Source organism: Gammaproteobacteria bacterium, assembly GCA_009845905.1.
Classification (GTDB): Bacteria; Pseudomonadota; Gammaproteobacteria; order Steroidobacterales; family Foliamicaceae; genus Foliamicus.
The window spans coordinates 609,045-625,339 of the sequence record VXYS01000004.1 but is presented as its reverse complement, the minus strand read 5'-3'; the positions used below and the strand labels follow the sequence as shown (position 1 = coordinate 625,339).

Here is a 16,295-nt window from a genome sequence, read left to right as displayed (position 1 = left end):
GAGAAGGAGGCACACAAAGGCGCGAAATCGAAGCGCCCAAAGAAGCGGTCAGCCCTCAGTCACCCGCTTCAGGACGCGGACGGTAGCGGAACAGGCGTGCTATGACTCCGAACCGGGGATGGTCGAAGTAGTGGACTTCCCCCAGCAGAAGGCGGCGCCGTTCCCGGATTCGATACTCGCCGCCGCCCTCTTCAACCGCGGGCATGCGCAGGTCGAGCGCGAGATGCACGAACCGTTCCTCCTCCAGTGACGCCAGTCCGCTGAAGGGCAGCGGTCCGGACGCAAGCGTGGAAAGCCGAACCGGGATCGGTTCGCCGGTCCAATGCGCCGGCATGGCCCAGGCGAAGTGCGCCATTGGCCGGTACCCGGCGCTGCGGCGCATCGACAACCAGATGCCGTCCAGGGCGAACTGCGCGCGGGTCAGCGCCAGAAGCCCGGCCGGCGGCCCAGGTGTCGCGGGGCCGGAATCCGGCAGTTCCAGCGGCGCGGGCCAGATCCCGGGCGGCGGCAGATCCGGGGACGCACGCATCAGGTCCTCGGTGCTTTCCTCCGGGTCCAGTTGCAGGAACACGATCATCTCCAGGGCGATCCGGAAGTCGTTATCCTGCGCCTGAACGGGCCCGGCAAGCAGGACGCACGCCGTGAACTGAATCAGGGCGACGATCGGCAACAGAGGGGATCTATGCGGCAGGGGACGAGGCACGACACTAGTGTACGGTTTCGGATCCGCGGGCCTCTTCGAGCGATGCAAGGAGGCGTTCCACGTAGCTAAAGCGCCGCTCGGGCCGGGACAGATCGGCCCGGAACCTGAGCGCGCCGTGGGGCCGCAACGCATATTCTTCCGGCTGCCGCCGGGCCAGGGCGGCGAGGTGCAGGGGGTCCACCGGCGTATCGTTGTAGAACTCCGCCTCGCCGCCTCGGTCCGTGGCCTGCAGCACCCGTATGCCCAACTCCCGCATGCGCTGCTGGATTCGCGCCTGCCGGAAGAGGTTGAGCGCCTGATCGGGCGCCGGGCCGAAGCGGTCCACCAGTTCGACCATGAGCGCGTTCAGGCTTGATGCGTCCGCGGCGGTGGAAACGCGCTTGTACCAGCTCAGGCGCTGGTTGACGTCGGGCATGTAGTCCTCGGGCAGCAGCGCGCCCAGATTCAGTTCGACGTCCGCGCGCGGCTGCGCCGCGACACCCGGGCGCTCGGCGGGACTGTCGCGCAGCTCCTGTACGGCCCGGCTCAGCATGTCGTTGTAGAGGCTGAAGCCGATCTGCTGTATCTGCCCCGACTGCTCTTCGCCCAGCAGTTCACCGGCGCCCCGGATCTCCAGGTCGTGGGTGGCGAGCAGGAAACCGGCGCCGAGTTCGCCGGCCGCCTGTATCGCCTCCAGGCGCTTGTGCGCGTCGGCGGTCATCTCCTTTTCGTGCGGGCGGATCAGGTAGGCGTAGGCCTGGTGATGGGATCGTCCTACCCGGCCGCGCAACTGGTGCAACTGGGCGAGTCCCAGCCGGTCCGCGCGATTGATCAGCATGGTGTTGGCGTGGGGAATGTCCAGTCCACTTTCGATGATGGTGGTGCACACCAGCACGTCGAAGCGCCGGTGATAGAAGTCGGTCATCACGCGCTGGAGTTCGGCGTCCGGCAATTGGCCGTGGGCCACTTCCAGCCGCACGTCGCCGAGCAGCGCCTGCACTTCGCGCGCTATACGGTCGATGTCCTTTACCCGGTTGTGAACGAAGAAAACGGCGCCCCCGCGGCGCAGTTCCCGCCCGCAGGCCTCGCGGATCAGGCTGTTGCGCCACGGCGTGACGAAGGTCCTGACCGCCATGCGTGCGGGCGGCGGCGTCGTGATCAAGGAAAGATCGCGCAGTCCGCCCAGGGACATGTTCAGCGTTCGGGGAATGGGCGTGGCGGTGAGCGTCAGCACGTGCAGGCCGGCCCGCAGGCTCTTGATGCGTTCCTTCTGGCGCACGCCGAAGCGGTGTTCCTCGTCCACGACCAGCAGTCCCGGCCGCTTGAAGCGCACCCGCGCGTTCAAAAGGCCGTGGGAGCCGACGACGATGTCCGCGCGCCCGTCGGCAAGCCGCTCCCGCACTTCCTCGTTCCTGCGGCCGGAGCCGAAGCGGGTCAGCATTTCGACCCGGACGGGCCAATCGGCGAAACGGTCGCTGAATACGCGGTAGTGCTGCTCGACCAGCAGCGTGGTGGGCGCCAGGACCGCCACCTGGTGACCCTGGAATACGGCCGCAAAGGCCGCGCGCAGCGCCACCTCGGTCTTGCCGAAGCCCACGTCTCCGCAGATCAGCCGGTCCATCGGCCGGCCGGCGGCGAGGTCGTCCAGCACCTGCTCCACGGCGCGTTCCTGGTCGTGCGTCAGCCGGTACGGGAAGCGGGCCGTGAAAGCGCTCATCTCCGCAGGTGGGGCCTCGATGGCCGGCATGGTCCGCGCGGCGCGCCGCGCCTGCATTTGCAGCAGCTCGGCGGCGACGTCCCGCAACTGGCGCTCCGCGCGCCGCTTGATCCGGTCCCAGGCGTCCGAGCCCAACCGGTGCAGCGGAGCGTGCTCGGGGCTTCCTCCGGTATAGCGGGTAATCAGTTGCATGTCGGACACCGGCACGTAGAGGCGGTCGTCGCCTGCGTACCTGACGCGCATGAACTCGGCCGGCGCGCCTCCCGCGTCCATGTGCTGCAGTCCCTCGTAACGGCCGATGCCATGGTCTTCATGCACCACGGGCGCTCCCGGGACAAGGTCGGCCAGGCTTTGCAGAATGGCTTCGGGCGGCGGCTGCCCGCGCCGCCGGCGCCGGGTAAACGGGCGTTGCCGACCGAACAGTTCGCGCTCGGTCAGCACGGTCAGCCTGTCGTGGAGCACGATTCCGTGATCCAGCGGGCTTTCGGCCAGGCACAACGGCGCATTGGAGGCCAGGAAATCGGCCCAGGACGCAACGTCCTGCGCCTTGAGCCGTCTGGCGCGCAGCAACTCGCGAACCAGTTCGCGTTGACCGGCGGTTTCCGCGGCCAGCAGGATGCGCCGGCCGGGCGCCTGCGCGTAGGCTTCCAGTGAAGTGTGCTCGTCGCTGCGGGTCAGAGGCACCATCGGCGCCGGCCGCGCCCTGACGTCCTGCTCCTTGTCCTGAACGGCGATGTCCGCCAGTGACTCGGGCCGACATTCGATGCTGCGCAGACCCGCCGCGGCGGTCTTGTGCAGGTCCGGAGGCGCGAAGAGTTCTTCCGGCGGCAGGCAGGGTTGTTCGAGGTCGCCATCCCGCTGCCGGTAACGTTCCGTTATGGCTTCCCACTCCGATTCCAGGGCGGTTGCGGCGCCCGGGAGAAGGACGACCGCGCTGCCGGGCGGAAGGTAGTCCCAGAGGGTTTCGGTCCGCTCGAAGAACAGCGGAAGGTAATTCTCCGCCCCCTGCGGCGCCACGCCCTCGCCCAGTTTCCGGAAAACCTCCGCCCGCGCCGGATTTTGCGGGAACCGCCGCCGGAATCGCTCCCGGAAGGCGTCGATGCTGTCGGGATCCAGCGGCAGTTCGCGCGCCGGCAACAGGCTGAACGAGTCCAGTTTTCCCGTGCTGCGTTGCGAGGCGGGGCTGAACCGTCGGATCGATTCGACCTCCCGGTCAAAGAACTCGATCCGGACCGGCGCCGGGGAGCCGCTGGGAAAAATGTCCAGCAGCGCGCCGCGAACCGCATATTCTCCCGGCTCATTGACCAGCGGCACGCGAAGATAGGCCGCTTCTTCGAGTCTCCTGCGAAGGTCTTCCGGATTCAGTTCCTGCCCGGTACGGCAGCTGACCCCAAGCCACTGGCGAAGCTGCACGCGTGGCGGCAGGCGGTCCAGCAGCGTGGGCGCTGCGACGAACAGTGCCCGCGCCGTGTGAGGAGCCTCGTGAGCCAGCAGGCCGGACAGCGTTTCCAGGCGACGCGACGTGATTTCGGGATGCGGGCTGAACAGGTCGTAGGGGAGCGTTTCCCGGTCGGGCAGCAACGCCATGCCCTCGCCGCGTCCCCGCAACCACGCCACCTGCTGCATGAATTGCTCCACGCGTCCCGGCTCGGGCGTCACGACCAGCACGCATGGCGAAGCGCCGGCGTCAATCAGGCCGGCGCAGACCAGCGGCGCCGCGCCTGCGCTGACGCCGTGCAGTTGGAGCGCCGGATCGCGCCCGTCCGGCCAGACAATCGCCTGGATTGCCGACAAAGCCGCAGCTGGGGCCCGTTCGTCGTTCATACGGCGCGCATTATGAATGCGAACGGCCCTGTGCTTGCCGCGAAGCGCAAGCGGTTCGTGGGACAATGTCGCGATGATCCGGCCCCTGGCACTTGCCATCGCCTGGCGATACCTGCGTGCGCCCACGCGCAACCGCTTCGTTTCCTTCATCGGCCTGGCTTCCGTAATCGGTCTGGCCCTGGGCGTGGCCTCATTGATCGTCGTGATTTCGGTAATGGACGGATTCGCCGCTGAATTGCGCGAACGGCTGCTCAGGTTTGACGCCCAAGTGAGCGTGCTCGCCGCGGACGGACTGGGCGACTGGCGCGAGACCGCGGAAGAACTGGCGGCGTTGCCCGGGGTCCAACGGGTCGGTCCGGTGGTGGAACTGGAGGCCCTGCTGGTCTCCAGGCGGCGTTATGCCGGCGTGCAGTTATTGGGAATAGCCGCCGATCCCACAATGCAGGCCGCCCCGTACGGTCAGTCCGTCATCGCCGGATCCTTATCCGAACTGCACGGCAAAACCGGTGGGCTGGCGCTCGGACGCTACCTTGCGGACACGCTGGGCGTGCGCGTCGGCGATACCGTCCGGGTGCTGATCCCCCGGCCCAACGGCGCCGCGCCAAGCCTTCGGGACCTTCCGGTCAATGCGGTGTTCGTAGCCGGCAACGCCGGACCGGACAGCAGCCTGGCGTTGGCGGGCCTGTCGATCGTGTCGGAACTCGCCGGCCTTGAAGGCCGGGTCAGCGCGCTGCAGGTCAGCGGCAGCGATCCCTATGACACGCCGGCCGCGGTGGAAGCCTGGGCGGCAGGCTCCGAACGGGTCCGCGCCGAAGGCCTGACGACGCGTTCCTGGATGCAGCAGCATGAGGCGCTGTTCCGGACGGTGGAACTGGAACGCCTGGCCATGGGCGCGCTGCTGTTCACGATCATCGCGGTGGCCGCGTTCAACATCGTTGCAACGCTGGTCATGTCGGTTAACGAACGCCGTAGCGAGATCGCCATTCTGGCCACACTCGGAGCCCGAACGCCCACCATCATGGCGGTTTTCTCACTGCAGGGCCTGTTGGCGGGAATCGTCGGGGTGGGCCTGGGAGGCGCACTGGGAGTCTGGCTGACGCTTAACGTGGACGCCGCGATGCGGTTCCTTGAAAACCTCTTCGGGTTCGACTTCCTGCCCGCGGAGTCCTTCTATCTCACCGGAGTGCCTTTCGAATTGACCGCGACGCTCGTCGGTACGGTGACCGGGCTGGCGCTGCTGCTGTCGACGCTGGCGTCCTGGTACCCCTCGCGGCAGGCGGCGCGGGTGGACCCGGCGAGCATCCTTCGCTACGAGTAGGCCCCATGCGCGCGTTCGAACTGTGGATGGCTTCGGCGCAGCTCAGGGCGAATCGTCGCGGGGGGTTCGTTTCGCTGGTATCGATGCTCTCGATGCTGGGAGTCGCGACCGCGGTGGCCCTGCTGGTGGTCGTGCTGTCGGTCATGAACGGTTTCGACCAGGTCGTGCGCGAGCGAATACTCAGCGTGCTGGCCCACGGCAGCTTTCACGGCCCGGCCGGTGAACTGGGCGAATGGCGCGAACTGCGCGGCGCCGCCCTGATGCGCCCGGAAGTCGAGTCGGCGGCGCCGTATATCGACGGGCAGGGCGTGCTGAGCACGCCGGATGCCGTTGCGGGCGTGCAATTGCTGGGCTTCGCACCCGATGAGGCGGCCTTCCGCGCTTTGGGCGGTCTTACCGGGGATACGGCGCTCGAGACGCTGGGGGCCGGTTCGTGGCGGATCTTGCTGGGCAGCGAACTGGCGAGGCGCCTGGGCGTGGGCGAGGGCGACGATGTTCTGCTGCAGGTGCCGCAGGGCTGGAGCACGCCGGCGGGGATCGCGCCGCGCATGCGCCGCCTTGAAGTGGCGGGCGTCTTTCACGCCGGAATGAACGACTTCGACCGCTCGCTCGCCTGGATGCACTACGAGGATGCGCGCCGGCTATTCGGCCTGGGCGAGGCCGCCAGCGGGCTGCGGGTGATGCTCAAAGACCCGTGGCGGGTGGAAGCCGTGATGCCGGAAATCGCGGGCGAAAGGGCCGGGAATCTGTTTGTTCGCTACTGGACCTGGGAACACGCCAGCTTTTTCTATTCCATCGCGATGACCAAGCGCATAACCATTATCATTCTGACGCTTCTTGCGGCGATCGCCGCTTTCAACATTGTCTCCACACTGGTCATGATCGTGCGCGAGAAAACCCCGGACATCGGCATCCTTAGAACGCTCGGATCCACGCCCCGCTCGGTAATGGCGGTGTTCGCGGGGCACGGGGGTTTCGCGGGCCTGCTCGGCATCGTGCTGGGGCTCGCCGTGGGGATCCCGCTCGCCGTGTGGGCCGGTCCGCTCACTTCGGCTGTCGAACAGTTTCTGCAAACCACCATCGTCAGCCCGGGCTACAGCCTGGATGAAATGCCCAGCCGGATCCTGGTTCCCGAAGTCATCGCGGTGTGCGCGCTGGCCTTGCTCCTGTCCCTTATCGCAACCGTCTATCCGGCGCTGCGCGCCGCCCGCACCGACCCGGCAAGGGCCACCCGCCTGGACTCCTGACGTGAACGAAACGAATTCCGCAACCCACACACCGCCGCTGTCCTGTCACGGGCTGGTCAGGCATTTTCGCGAGCAGGGCCGGGTACTTGAGGTGCTGCGCGGCGTGGATCTCGAGATTGCCGCCGGCGAGCGCCTGGCGGTCGTGGGCGCCTCGGGTTCCGGGAAGACCACGCTGCTTCAGTTGCTGGGCGGCCTGGACACGCCCACGCGCGGCTGGGTCGAGCTGAACGGCAGGAATTTCAGCGCCATGCGGCCCGCGGAACGCGGAAGCCGGCGCAACCGCCATATCGGTTTCGTTTACCAGTTTCATCACCTGCTGCCCGAGTTCAGCGCGGTGGAGAACGTTGCGATGCCGCTGCTGATCCGTCGGTCGGACACAACCGGGGCTTTGGCGAATGCGCGCAAGTTGCTCGAGCAGGTGGGGCTGGGCGAACGGCTAACGCATCGTCCGGCAAAACTCTCCGGGGGCGAGCGTCAGCGCGTGGCCGTGGCGCGCGCGCTGATCACCCGCCCGTCGGTCGTGCTTGCCGACGAACCGACCGGAAACCTGGATCCAGAATCCGGCGAACAGGTGTTCGAGCTCCTGCTGAAGCTGAATCGGGACACCGGGACTGCGCTGGTCGTGGTGACCCATGACATGAAGCGCGCCCGGCGCATGGACCGGGTCCTCGCCCTGCGCGACGGCCGGCTGGCCGAAGCGGGCAACTGAACACCGTTCCCGGCTGCTGATGTTGCGGCTGGGCATGGCGTGGCTGGCCGGCGTCTGCCTGGCGTTCCTGGTCCTTCCGCCGCCTCCCGATCCGTATCTTTTCGCCGTCATACTGGCCATCGCGGCGCTGACCGCATGGGTCATGCGCGGCAGGCTCATCGGCGTTGCGCTGCTGGGCGCCGCCGTCGCCCTTTTTCTGGGCGGGCTGCGGCTGGAGCAGCGCATGCCGGACTCCGCGGGCCGGGTGGACCGGATCCTGACCGGGGTGATCGAAGACTTTCCGAGCGTCGGCGATGGAACCTGCCGTTTTCGGCTCCGGGTGGGCGATACGGAGGACCGGGGTCCGCGGCTCGAGCGCATCCTGGTGACCTGGTACGAATGCCGCGAGCCGCCCCGGGCCGGTGAAACCTGGCGCTTCAAGCTTCGCGTGCGCGCTCCCAGGGGGCTGTTCAACCCGGGCGGATTCGATTTCGAGCAGTGGGCGTTCCGTGAGAACCTGAGCGCAACGGGCTACGTGCGCGATGAACTCGCCCCGCATCGCCTGGCCGGCTGCGAAGCAGGCCCGCGGCTGCTCTGCGCCCGGGCCGGCCTCGTGGAGCGGTTGCGGGCCTGGCTTGACGGCAATCCCGGACTGCCCTACGTCATCGCCCTGACCACCGGAACGCGGCATTTGCTGACCGATGGTGACTGGGAGGCGCTGCGACGGACGGGGACCGCGCACCTGTTTGCAATATCCGGTCTGCACGTGGGTGTCGTGGCCTGGTTCGCCTGGCTGGTGGGTTCCGCTCTGGGCCGTATCGCCCAACACCTGTCCGGCGGGATTCGGGCGCGCCATGTGGCAGCCGGAATATCGTTCCTGGCGGCCCTGAGCTACGCGGCACTGGCCGGCTTTGCGGTATCCACGCTGCGCAGCCTGGCGATGATCACGGCGGTGCTGGTTTTCACGCAATTGCGGCGCTACGGGGGACTCGGCGCGGCCCTGGGCGCCGCCCTGCTCGTGGTCCTCGTACCCGATCCGTTTGCGGTGCTTTCGCCCGGCTTCTGGTTGAGTTTCGGCGCCGTGTCTCTTCTGGCGCTCAGCGTACTCGGACTGCGCGAACCGGCTGCCGGTTCCGGCGGGCCGGGGGCTTCGTCCGCATCCTCCAGGGTACGCCGGCTGGCCGTGGCCCAGTGGCGCATTTCCCTGGGACTGGCGCCGCTGGTTCTGGTTTTTTTCGGCGAGGTTTCGGTGATCGGGGCGGCCATCAACCTCATCGCGATTCCGCTCTTTTCCCTGCTGATCGTGCCGGGGCTGCTGGCGGCCCTGCTGTTGAGCGTCGCCTGGCCTGCCGGCGGCGTATTCCTGCTGGACCACGGCGCCGGCCTGCTCGCGGCCTTGATGTCCATGCTGTCGCAGCTTTCCGTTCTGGATATGGCCGCTTGGTCGCCGCCGGATTTCGGATTCCTGCCCGCCATCCTGGCCGTTGCCGGGATCGTATGGCTGCTGGCGCCCAGGCCGGCCCCGGCGCGCTGGGCCGCGCCGCTGCTGCTCGTTCCGGCGGTACTGGGGATGGACCGGAATCACGACCAGACCGAACTGGCGGTCACCGTGCTGGATGTGGGCCAGGGCCTGGCCGTGCTGGTGCAGGCGCCCGAATACAACCTGCTATACGACGCCGGCCCCCGGTACTCCTCCAGTGACGCGGGCGACAGCGTGGTCCTGCCCGCCATAGGCTCGCTGGGCGTAAGACGCCTGGACGCGCTGGTGGTCTCGCACGGCGACAGCGATCATGCGGGCGGAGCGGCGAGCGTCCTCAAGGCGCACCCCGAAGCGGAACTGATCGCCCCGGCCCTTTACGGACTGGAAACGGACCGCTACCGGCGCTGCGTTACCGGAGTGCAGTGGGCCGCCGGTGCGGTGCGGTTCCGGGCTCTGAACCCCGACACGGGCTCGGGATCGCGGGGGAACGACGATTCCTGCGTCCTGGTCGTCGAGGCGCCGGGCGTGCGGGTGCTGCTGCCGGGCGACCTGGAATCCCGCGGCGAGTCCCGGTTGGTCGGCAGGGCGCTTGACGGACCCTTCGACCTGGTCCTTTCACCGCATCACGGCAGTTCAAGCTCCTCCTCAAGCCGGTTCGTGCAGGCCGTGCGCCCACGCCTGGTGGCGCATTCCACCGGATTCTTCAATCGCTGGGGATTCCCCAGGGATACGGTGGTCGCGCGCTGGACCGGCGCAGGCGCCCGGCAGTGGAACACGGGTGCGAGCGGCGCGCTGCGATTCGAATCGCGCGGCGGAAATTCGCTGGAACTTGCGACGGAATGGCGCCGCGACAAGGCGCGGCTCTGGACCTATCCCGCACCGGCTGTAAATGACTCGCAACTTCCCGGCGCCGGGTAAACTCGGAACATGCAGCCCGAAACCCCGATGAGGCGCCTGGGAGCGCTGGCCGTTCCGTACTGGCGCGGCTTTCTGCTCGCGGTCCTGGCCATGGCCGTATTCGCATTGACCGAGATCGGGTTCGCGATTGCCGTCGAACGGCTGACGGGACTGCTGGTCAACGATGGGGGTCCCTGGGCGCGATGGTTGCCGGCCGGCGTGCTGGGCCTGTTTCTGATACGCGGCGTTTCCGGGTTCGTTTCGGCGCATCAACTGGGGAGGATCGGCCGCTCGGTGGTGGGGCAACTTAGGGCCATGCTGTTCGAGCGGTTCCTGCACATGCCCGTTCGGGCGGTGGAAAAGCGACCGCGCGCGCAGTTGCTCTCGCGCATGCTCTACGACGCCGAGCAGGTGGCGGACGCGGCCTCGACGGTCATCACGACCATCGTTCGCGACAGCCTCACTGTGCTCGGGCTGATTGCCTACATGGTCTACGCCAGCGCCGGACTGTCCGCGGTGGTGCTCGTCGTGGCGCCGCTGATCGCACTGACGGCACGGGTGCTGTCGCGGCACTTCCGCCGCTACAGCAGCCGGATCCAGGAAAACATGGGCGAAGTCTCGCGGATCACCGATGAGGCCCTGCGCGGGCTCCGCATAATCAAGGTGTTCGGGGGCGCGCGGCGGGAGAGCGAACGCTTCGCCAGCGCCAACGAAAGCAACAAGCGGCTTCATCTCAAGCTGATCATGGCGCGCGCCGGCGGCGACGGCGTCACGATGCTGCTGGCCGCCGTGGGCGTTGCCTCGGTAGCCTGGTTCGTCGCGCAGTATTCCGTGACCGACGGGCTCGAGGTGGAGAAGTTCACCGGCTTCATGGCGGCGATGCTGTTGCTGATGACGCCGCTCAAGCACCTCACCAACGTCAATGCCTCGCTGCAGCGGGGACTGGCGGCCGCGGAGTCGGTATTCGGCCTGCTGGACAGCGCGGTGGAGTCCGATGACGCCGCGACGCCGGCTGGGCCGACCGGAGAGCGCGCCCGGGGCGAACTGGAATTCGTCCGAGTGTCGTTTTCGTATGACCGCGAGGGCGCGGCGGCACTGCGCGATGTGACGCTCAGGATCGAGCCCGGCGAGAGGGTGGCGATCGTTGGGCGATCGGGCAGCGGCAAGTCCACCCTGGTGAGCCTGATTCCGCGTTTCTTCGAGCCGGATGCCGGAGAACTGCGGCTGGACGGACGCCCCCTGAACGATTGGCCGCTGCCGGCCCTGCGTGCGCAGATCGCGCTGGTGACGCAGGACGTCATGCTTTTCAACGACACGCTGGCGAACAACATTGCCTACGGCTCGCTGTCCGGCGCCGGCACGGACGCGGTGGAAGCGGCGGCCCGGGCCGCCCACGTCATGGAGTTCGTGGAATCCAGGCGCCACGGCCTGGACGCGCTGGTGGGCGAAGGCGGGCTGAGCCTGTCCGGCGGGGAGCGGCAGCGTGTGGCCATCGCCCGGGCCCTGCTCAAGGACGCCCCGGTCCTGATTCTCGACGAGGCCACCTCGGCGCTGGACAGCCGCTCGGAGCGTCACGTGCAGGTAGCCCTGGACCGGCTGATGCGCGGCCGCACCACGCTGGTCATCGCCCATCGGCTAAGCACGGTGGAACACGCGGATCGCATCGTGGTCCTGGAGCGGGGCCGAATCGTGGAGGCGGGGCCGCACGCGGAACTGCTTGCGAAAGGCGGCCATTACGCCAGCCTGCACCGGCTGCAATTCCGAAACGGCGGGAATGCCAGCTGACACGGTACTTGAGGCGTGGGAGCGGCGCGGCTGGCTCAGCGCCTTGCTCCGCCCGGCGGCCGGCCTGTTCGCCGCCGCCGCCGCCATGCGGCGGACCGCCTACCGCAAGGGCTGGGCGCGTTCCTTTTCGGCGGGCGCCCCGGTAGTGATCGTGGGCAATATCAGCGTGGGCGGAACCGGCAAGACGCCGATTACGGGTTGGCTCGCGCAAGCACTGGCGGAGGCCGGCTGCAAACCGGCCATCGTAAGCCGCGGCTATGGGGGACGCAGGCAGAACACTCCGGTGCGCGTCACGCCGCTTTCCGACGCCGGCGAGGTCGGCGATGAGCCAGTCATGCTGGCGAAGCAGGCCGAATGCCCGGTCTGGGTCAGCATCGACAGGGCCGGCGCGGCCCGCCGGGCGGTAGCGGAAGGCGCGGAGATCGTGCTGTCGGACGACGGACTGCAGCACTATCGCATGGCGCGGGACATGGAGATTTGCGTCGTCGACGGTGACCGTGGCCTGGGAAACGGTCTTCGGCTCCCCGCCGGTCCGTTGCGCGAGTCCTCCCGGCGTCTCAGGGAAGTGGATGAAGTTCTGGTCCAGGGCATGCAAAGCGAGTTCCCCGGGCTGAAATTCGAATTGCGGATCGACCGCGCGGTGCGGCTGGACGGCGCCCGGGAGCGGCCGTTGACGGCATTCGCCGGCCGGCGGGTCCTGGCGCTGGCGGGCGTCGGCGTGCCGCAACGCTTTCATGCGGCGCTACGGGTTTGTGGTCTTGATGTGGAGCCGGTCCGGGCACCGGACCACGGCCGGGTTTCCCTGGAATCGCTGCTGAAACGTGATTTGCCGGTGATCATGACGGCCAAGGACGCCGTAAAGTACCCGGACACTGCGGGAGGCGATCTGTGGTGGACTCCCGCAAGGGTTTACATGCCCGCAAGCTCCCGCGAGCGACTCCTCCGCAGGGTTCTCGCTTTGCTTGACAAGGACTAGTGTAAACAGGCCCTGATGACAGCCGTCTTTCATATCGTCATTCCCGCGCGTTACGCGTCCGCCCGCTTGCCCGGCAAGCCCCTGACACCGCTGGCGGGCCGGTCCCTGGTCGAGCACGTGTGGCGCCGTGCCGGCGAGGGCGGGGCGAAAACCGTCGTGGTCGCCACCGACGATGAGCGTGTGGCCTCCTGCGTGGAAAATTTCGGCGGCCGGGCCTGTCTGACCCGTGATGATCACGCCTCGGGATCGGACCGGGTGGCGGAGGTGGCCGAGCAACTCGGGTTCGGGCCTGACGACGTGGTCGTCAACCTCCAGGGCGATGCGCCGCTGGTTGATCCCGCGCATATTCGCGCCGTGGTCGCCAGGGCGCTTCACGACGATCTGGCCACGCTGGCTTCGCCGCTGCCCGACGCTGACGAGGCCGCCAACCCCAATGTGGTCAAGGTGGTTCTGAATGCGGCCGGAAGGGCCCTGTATTTCAGCCGCGCGCCGATTCCCGGCAGCCACCCGGCCAGGGCCGGCGATCCCCGCTTTCTGCGTCATACCGGCCTGTACGCCTACCGCGTTCGCGTTCTCCGGCGGCTTACGGCCGAGCCACCCTGCGAGCCGGAACTCAGCGAGGGCCTGGAGCAGCTTCGGGCCCTGTGGCTCGGCATGAGCATAGGCGTGGAAGTCGTGGACCCGCCGCCGGGACCGGAAGTGGACACGCCCGAAGACGTGCGCAAAGTGGAACGGATCCTGCGCTCCGTATAATATTTTCCCCTGCCACCAACCACCCAGCGAGGGATTCCATGAGCGTTCAAGCATTGCGCAAAGAAACCGCAACCCTGCCCGGCGCCCGGCCTGCGGCCGCCGGCGGGCCTCCGCCCGGAGTAGCGGGCGGTCCTCCGCCGCAAGCCTGGACCGGCGTCGAAACCGGCGTCGAAGGCCGTGAGGAGGAATTCGGAAAGTCTATGGCGGTGGTGCTCAAGACCCTCAAGAACACGAAACCCTACGCGCACGAAATCAACGACGCCCTGATCAAGGCGCGGCTTCAGGCCATGCAGTTCGCCAAGGACCACGGATTGATGGAAGAATACGTGGCCCACGACATCAGGACGATGAAGCCGCTGACCAACATCATGAAGGGTCTGGTCGAGAAGTCCGGGCAAGCCGAGATTGCCCTGATCGGCATCTTTGACCGCACGGCCTGCCACTACCAGTTGTGCCTGGAAACGGAGTCCGGTCCCGGAATGCGCCGCTGGCGCTCACCGTTCGCCCGCGTGCTTGCAGCCACTCACAGGATCGGACAGTTCGATCTGACCGAGGAGTGGATTCACGAGAACTGGACCCGGCCGCGGCTGCTCGGATACGCCGAAGCCATAGGCGTGGAGATGCGCGTTTCGCACTGGCAGCCCGACGGCTGGCTGACCGCCGAAGTCGACTAGGGCCTGGGAACGAGGGCGTCTCGCCCTCGAGACGGGCTCTGCCGTACCTCGCCTTCCTCATGCCCAACCTTTTGGGGAGAAGCCATCCTGGCTCGATTCTCGCTGTCCCTGCTCCAACGCTCCCCAAAAGGTTGGGCATGAGGAAGGCTTCCCCGGGAACGCTTTCCCGCTGAGCGCCTGATCAGGAGGGCGGCTGCGCGTCCGCCGCCGGCCTTCTGCGCCGCCTGCGCCGTCTGCGGCGCGGTGCCTGACCGCCTGGTCCTTCGCCATCCTTCTTTGCCGCAGCCGGTGTCGGCTGGGCTTTTGCCTTGCCGTCTCCCTTATTCTGCTTCTGCTGGCCCTTGGGCCGGGACTCCGCTTTAGGCCTTTGCCCGCCTTTTTTCCTGGAGTCGCCCGGTTTTCTTCCCCTGCCGCCGCTTTTGCCCTTCGATGGATGCCTGGAACGCGTCCGTTTGGGCGGGTGGGACTTTTGCCTCTTTTTCCCGGCGTCCGCTTTTTTCTTCTTCTTCTTGTCCAGACCGAAGAGCCGCGCGAAGAAACCCGCCTTCGGCTTCTTCCTGTCCTTTTGCTTTTTCGCGGCCCTGGCCTTGCGCTCCGGTGGCGCGGTATCCGGCAGCGTTCGTTCCACGGCCGGTTTCTCGGGCGGCTTGGGGCTGCTGGGCGTCAGCAGCGCAGGCGGCGGCGCCTTCACCGTCGTCATTTCGTAACTCGGCGTGTCTTCGTCTTCGTCCTTGCCCCGAACACGGCGCAACGCGAATTCCGGTGTCTCCATGGCGGAGTTGGCCACCAGCACCACGCTGACCTTGAACACGTCCTCGATCTGCGAGAGCACGGACCGCTTTTCGTTAAGCAGGAAATTCGCGACAACCAGGGGTAACTCGGCGACTACCTTGGAAGTGCGTTCCTTGCCCGCTTCCTCGCTGATCATCCGCAGGACGTGCAGCCCAAGCGACTCCACGCCCCGGATTCGCCCGGTGCCGCCGCACCTTGGGCAGGTCTCGTGGGTCGCGTCGACCAGCGAAGTGCGCAGGCGCTGGCGCGACATTTCGAGGATGCCGAAGCGCGAAATCTGCCCGATCTGGATTCTCGCCGGTTCGTTGCGCGTGGCCTGGCGCAGCCGTTCCTCCACTTGTCGGTTGGCGCCGGAGGAACGCATGTCGATGAAGTCGATCATGATGAGTCCCGACAGATCGCGGATGCGGCATTGGCGGGCGATCTGGTCCGCGGCCTCGAGGTTGGTCTGCAGCGCGGTCTGTTCGATATCGTCGGCGGACGTGGCGCGCGCGGAGTTGACGTCTACGCAGATGCCCGCCTCCGGCTGGTCGATGATGATCTGGCCGCCGGAAGGCAGGTTTACCCGGCGCCGGTACGCCGAGTCGATCTGGCTCTCGATCTGGTAGCGGTTGAACAGGGGGCCGTCGCCTTCATGGCGCCGCAGCCGGTTGAGGAAGTGCGGCATGGTGTGCTTCATGAAGCTGCGAATGCTCTCGTAGGCCTCGTCGTCGTCCACCACGACCTCGCCGATGGAGTCGGACAGGTAGTCGCGCACCGCCCGCAGGATCACGCTGGATTCCTGCACCACCAGGAACGGGCCGTCACGATCCAGCACGGCCAGCTTGATGGCCTCCCAGATCCGCAACTGGTTGTCGAGGTCCCACTGCAGTTCCTCGGTGCTCCGATCATGCCCCTGAGTGCGGATGATGACGCTCATCCCCTTGGGAATATTGAGCTTCCCGAGCCTCTGCTGCACGGCCTGGCGATCCTCGCCGCGCACCTGGCGGGATACGCCGCCGCCGCGCGGATTATTGGCGTTCAGCACCAGGTAGCGGCCGGCCAGCGAAACGTGGGTGCTGAGGGCCGCGCCCTTGTTGTCCCTCTCGTCTTTCTCCACCTGCACCACGAGCTGCTGGCCTTCGTCCACCAGCTCGGCGATGTTCAGCGGCTTGCCGGGCTCCGGAGTACGCAGGAAGTACTCGCGGGATATGTCTTCCAGAGGGAGAAACCCGTGGCGCTCCGCGCCGAAATCCACAAAGGCAGCCTCGAGGCTGGGTTCTATGCGCGCGATGCGCCCCTTGTAGATATTGCCCTTCTTTTCTTCCTTTTCCCTGTGTTCGATGGCAAGGTCATAGAGTTCTTGCCCATCGACCAGGGCAACGCGCACCTCTTCGTGCTGGGTGGCGTTTACAAGCATTCTTTTCATTGTGAATCTCGTCCGTGTTCGGGCGGAGCCACGCCGCAGCCGTGCCCGGCGCCC

Annotated in this window: 11 protein-coding genes; 8 read left to right on the top strand and 3 right to left on the bottom strand. The window is 67.2% G+C overall.

Annotated elements, in window-relative coordinates; translation table 11 throughout:
• Window positions 1-55: 55 nt before the first annotated feature.
• Window positions 56-835, bottom strand: a complete 780-nt coding sequence (locus tag F4036_04250) for a hypothetical protein (protein MYK36955.1) — start codon at window positions 833-835, stop codon at window positions 56-58.
• A complete protein-coding gene (mfd, locus tag F4036_04245; GenBank protein ID MYK36954.1) occupies window positions 708-4,373 on the bottom strand; it encodes a transcription-repair coupling factor in 3,666 nt (1,221 codons plus the stop codon). The genes F4036_04250 and mfd overlap by 128 nt, the downstream gene beginning before the upstream one ends.
• Between mfd and F4036_04240 the strand changes: the two genes are divergently transcribed.
• Genes F4036_04240 through F4036_04205 form a run of 8 tightly spaced genes read left to right on the top strand, consistent with a single transcriptional unit; the run spans window position 4,240 to window position 14,041 of the window.
• A complete protein-coding gene (locus F4036_04240) occupies window positions 4,240-5,541 on the top strand; it encodes an FtsX-like permease family protein (protein MYK36953.1) in 1,302 nt (433 codons plus the stop codon). The two genes, mfd and F4036_04240, sit on opposite strands and share 134 nt — an antisense overlap.
• Before the next feature lie 5 nt (window positions 5,542-5,546).
• Complete coding sequence (locus tag F4036_04235; protein ID MYK36952.1) at window positions 5,547-6,788, top strand: FtsX-like permease family protein; 1,242 nt, start codon at window positions 5,547-5,549, stop codon at window positions 6,786-6,788.
• On the top strand, window positions 6,646-7,497 hold the full coding sequence (locus tag F4036_04230; protein MYK36951.1) for an ATP-binding cassette domain-containing protein: 852 nt from the start codon (window positions 6,646-6,648) through the stop codon (window positions 7,495-7,497). The genes F4036_04235 and F4036_04230 overlap by 143 nt, the downstream gene beginning before the upstream one ends.
• A gap of 19 nt (window positions 7,498-7,516) precedes the next feature.
• On the top strand, window positions 7,517-9,874 hold the full coding sequence (locus F4036_04225; GenBank protein MYK36950.1) for a DNA internalization-related competence protein ComEC/Rec2: 2,358 nt from the start codon (window positions 7,517-7,519) through the stop codon (window positions 9,872-9,874).
• Window positions 9,875-9,883: 9 nt separating this feature from the next.
• Window positions 9,884-11,638: a lipid A export permease/ATP-binding protein MsbA gene (gene msbA / locus F4036_04220; protein ID MYK36949.1), complete on the top strand. Its 1,755-nt coding sequence runs from the start codon at window positions 9,884-9,886 to the stop codon at window positions 11,636-11,638.
• A complete protein-coding gene (locus tag F4036_04215) occupies window positions 11,628-12,614 on the top strand; it encodes a tetraacyldisaccharide 4'-kinase (protein ID MYK36948.1) in 987 nt (328 codons plus the stop codon). The genes msbA and F4036_04215 overlap by 11 nt, the downstream gene beginning before the upstream one ends.
• A gap of 15 nt (window positions 12,615-12,629) precedes the next feature.
• Window positions 12,630-13,367, top strand: a complete 738-nt coding sequence (gene kdsB, locus F4036_04210; protein MYK36947.1) for a 3-deoxy-manno-octulosonate cytidylyltransferase — start codon at window positions 12,630-12,632, stop codon at window positions 13,365-13,367.
• A gap of 38 nt (window positions 13,368-13,405) precedes the next feature.
• Window positions 13,406-14,041: a hypothetical protein gene (locus F4036_04205; protein MYK36946.1), complete on the top strand. Its 636-nt coding sequence runs from the start codon at window positions 13,406-13,408 to the stop codon at window positions 14,039-14,041.
• A 181-nt stretch (window positions 14,042-14,222) separates the two neighbouring features.
• Here F4036_04205 and F4036_04200 read toward each other — a convergent pair whose 3' ends face one another.
• Window positions 14,223-16,241: an Rne/Rng family ribonuclease gene (locus tag F4036_04200; GenBank protein ID MYK36945.1), complete on the bottom strand. Its 2,019-nt coding sequence runs from the start codon at window positions 16,239-16,241 to the stop codon at window positions 14,223-14,225.
• Between the last annotated feature and the right edge of the window lie 54 nt (window positions 16,242-16,295).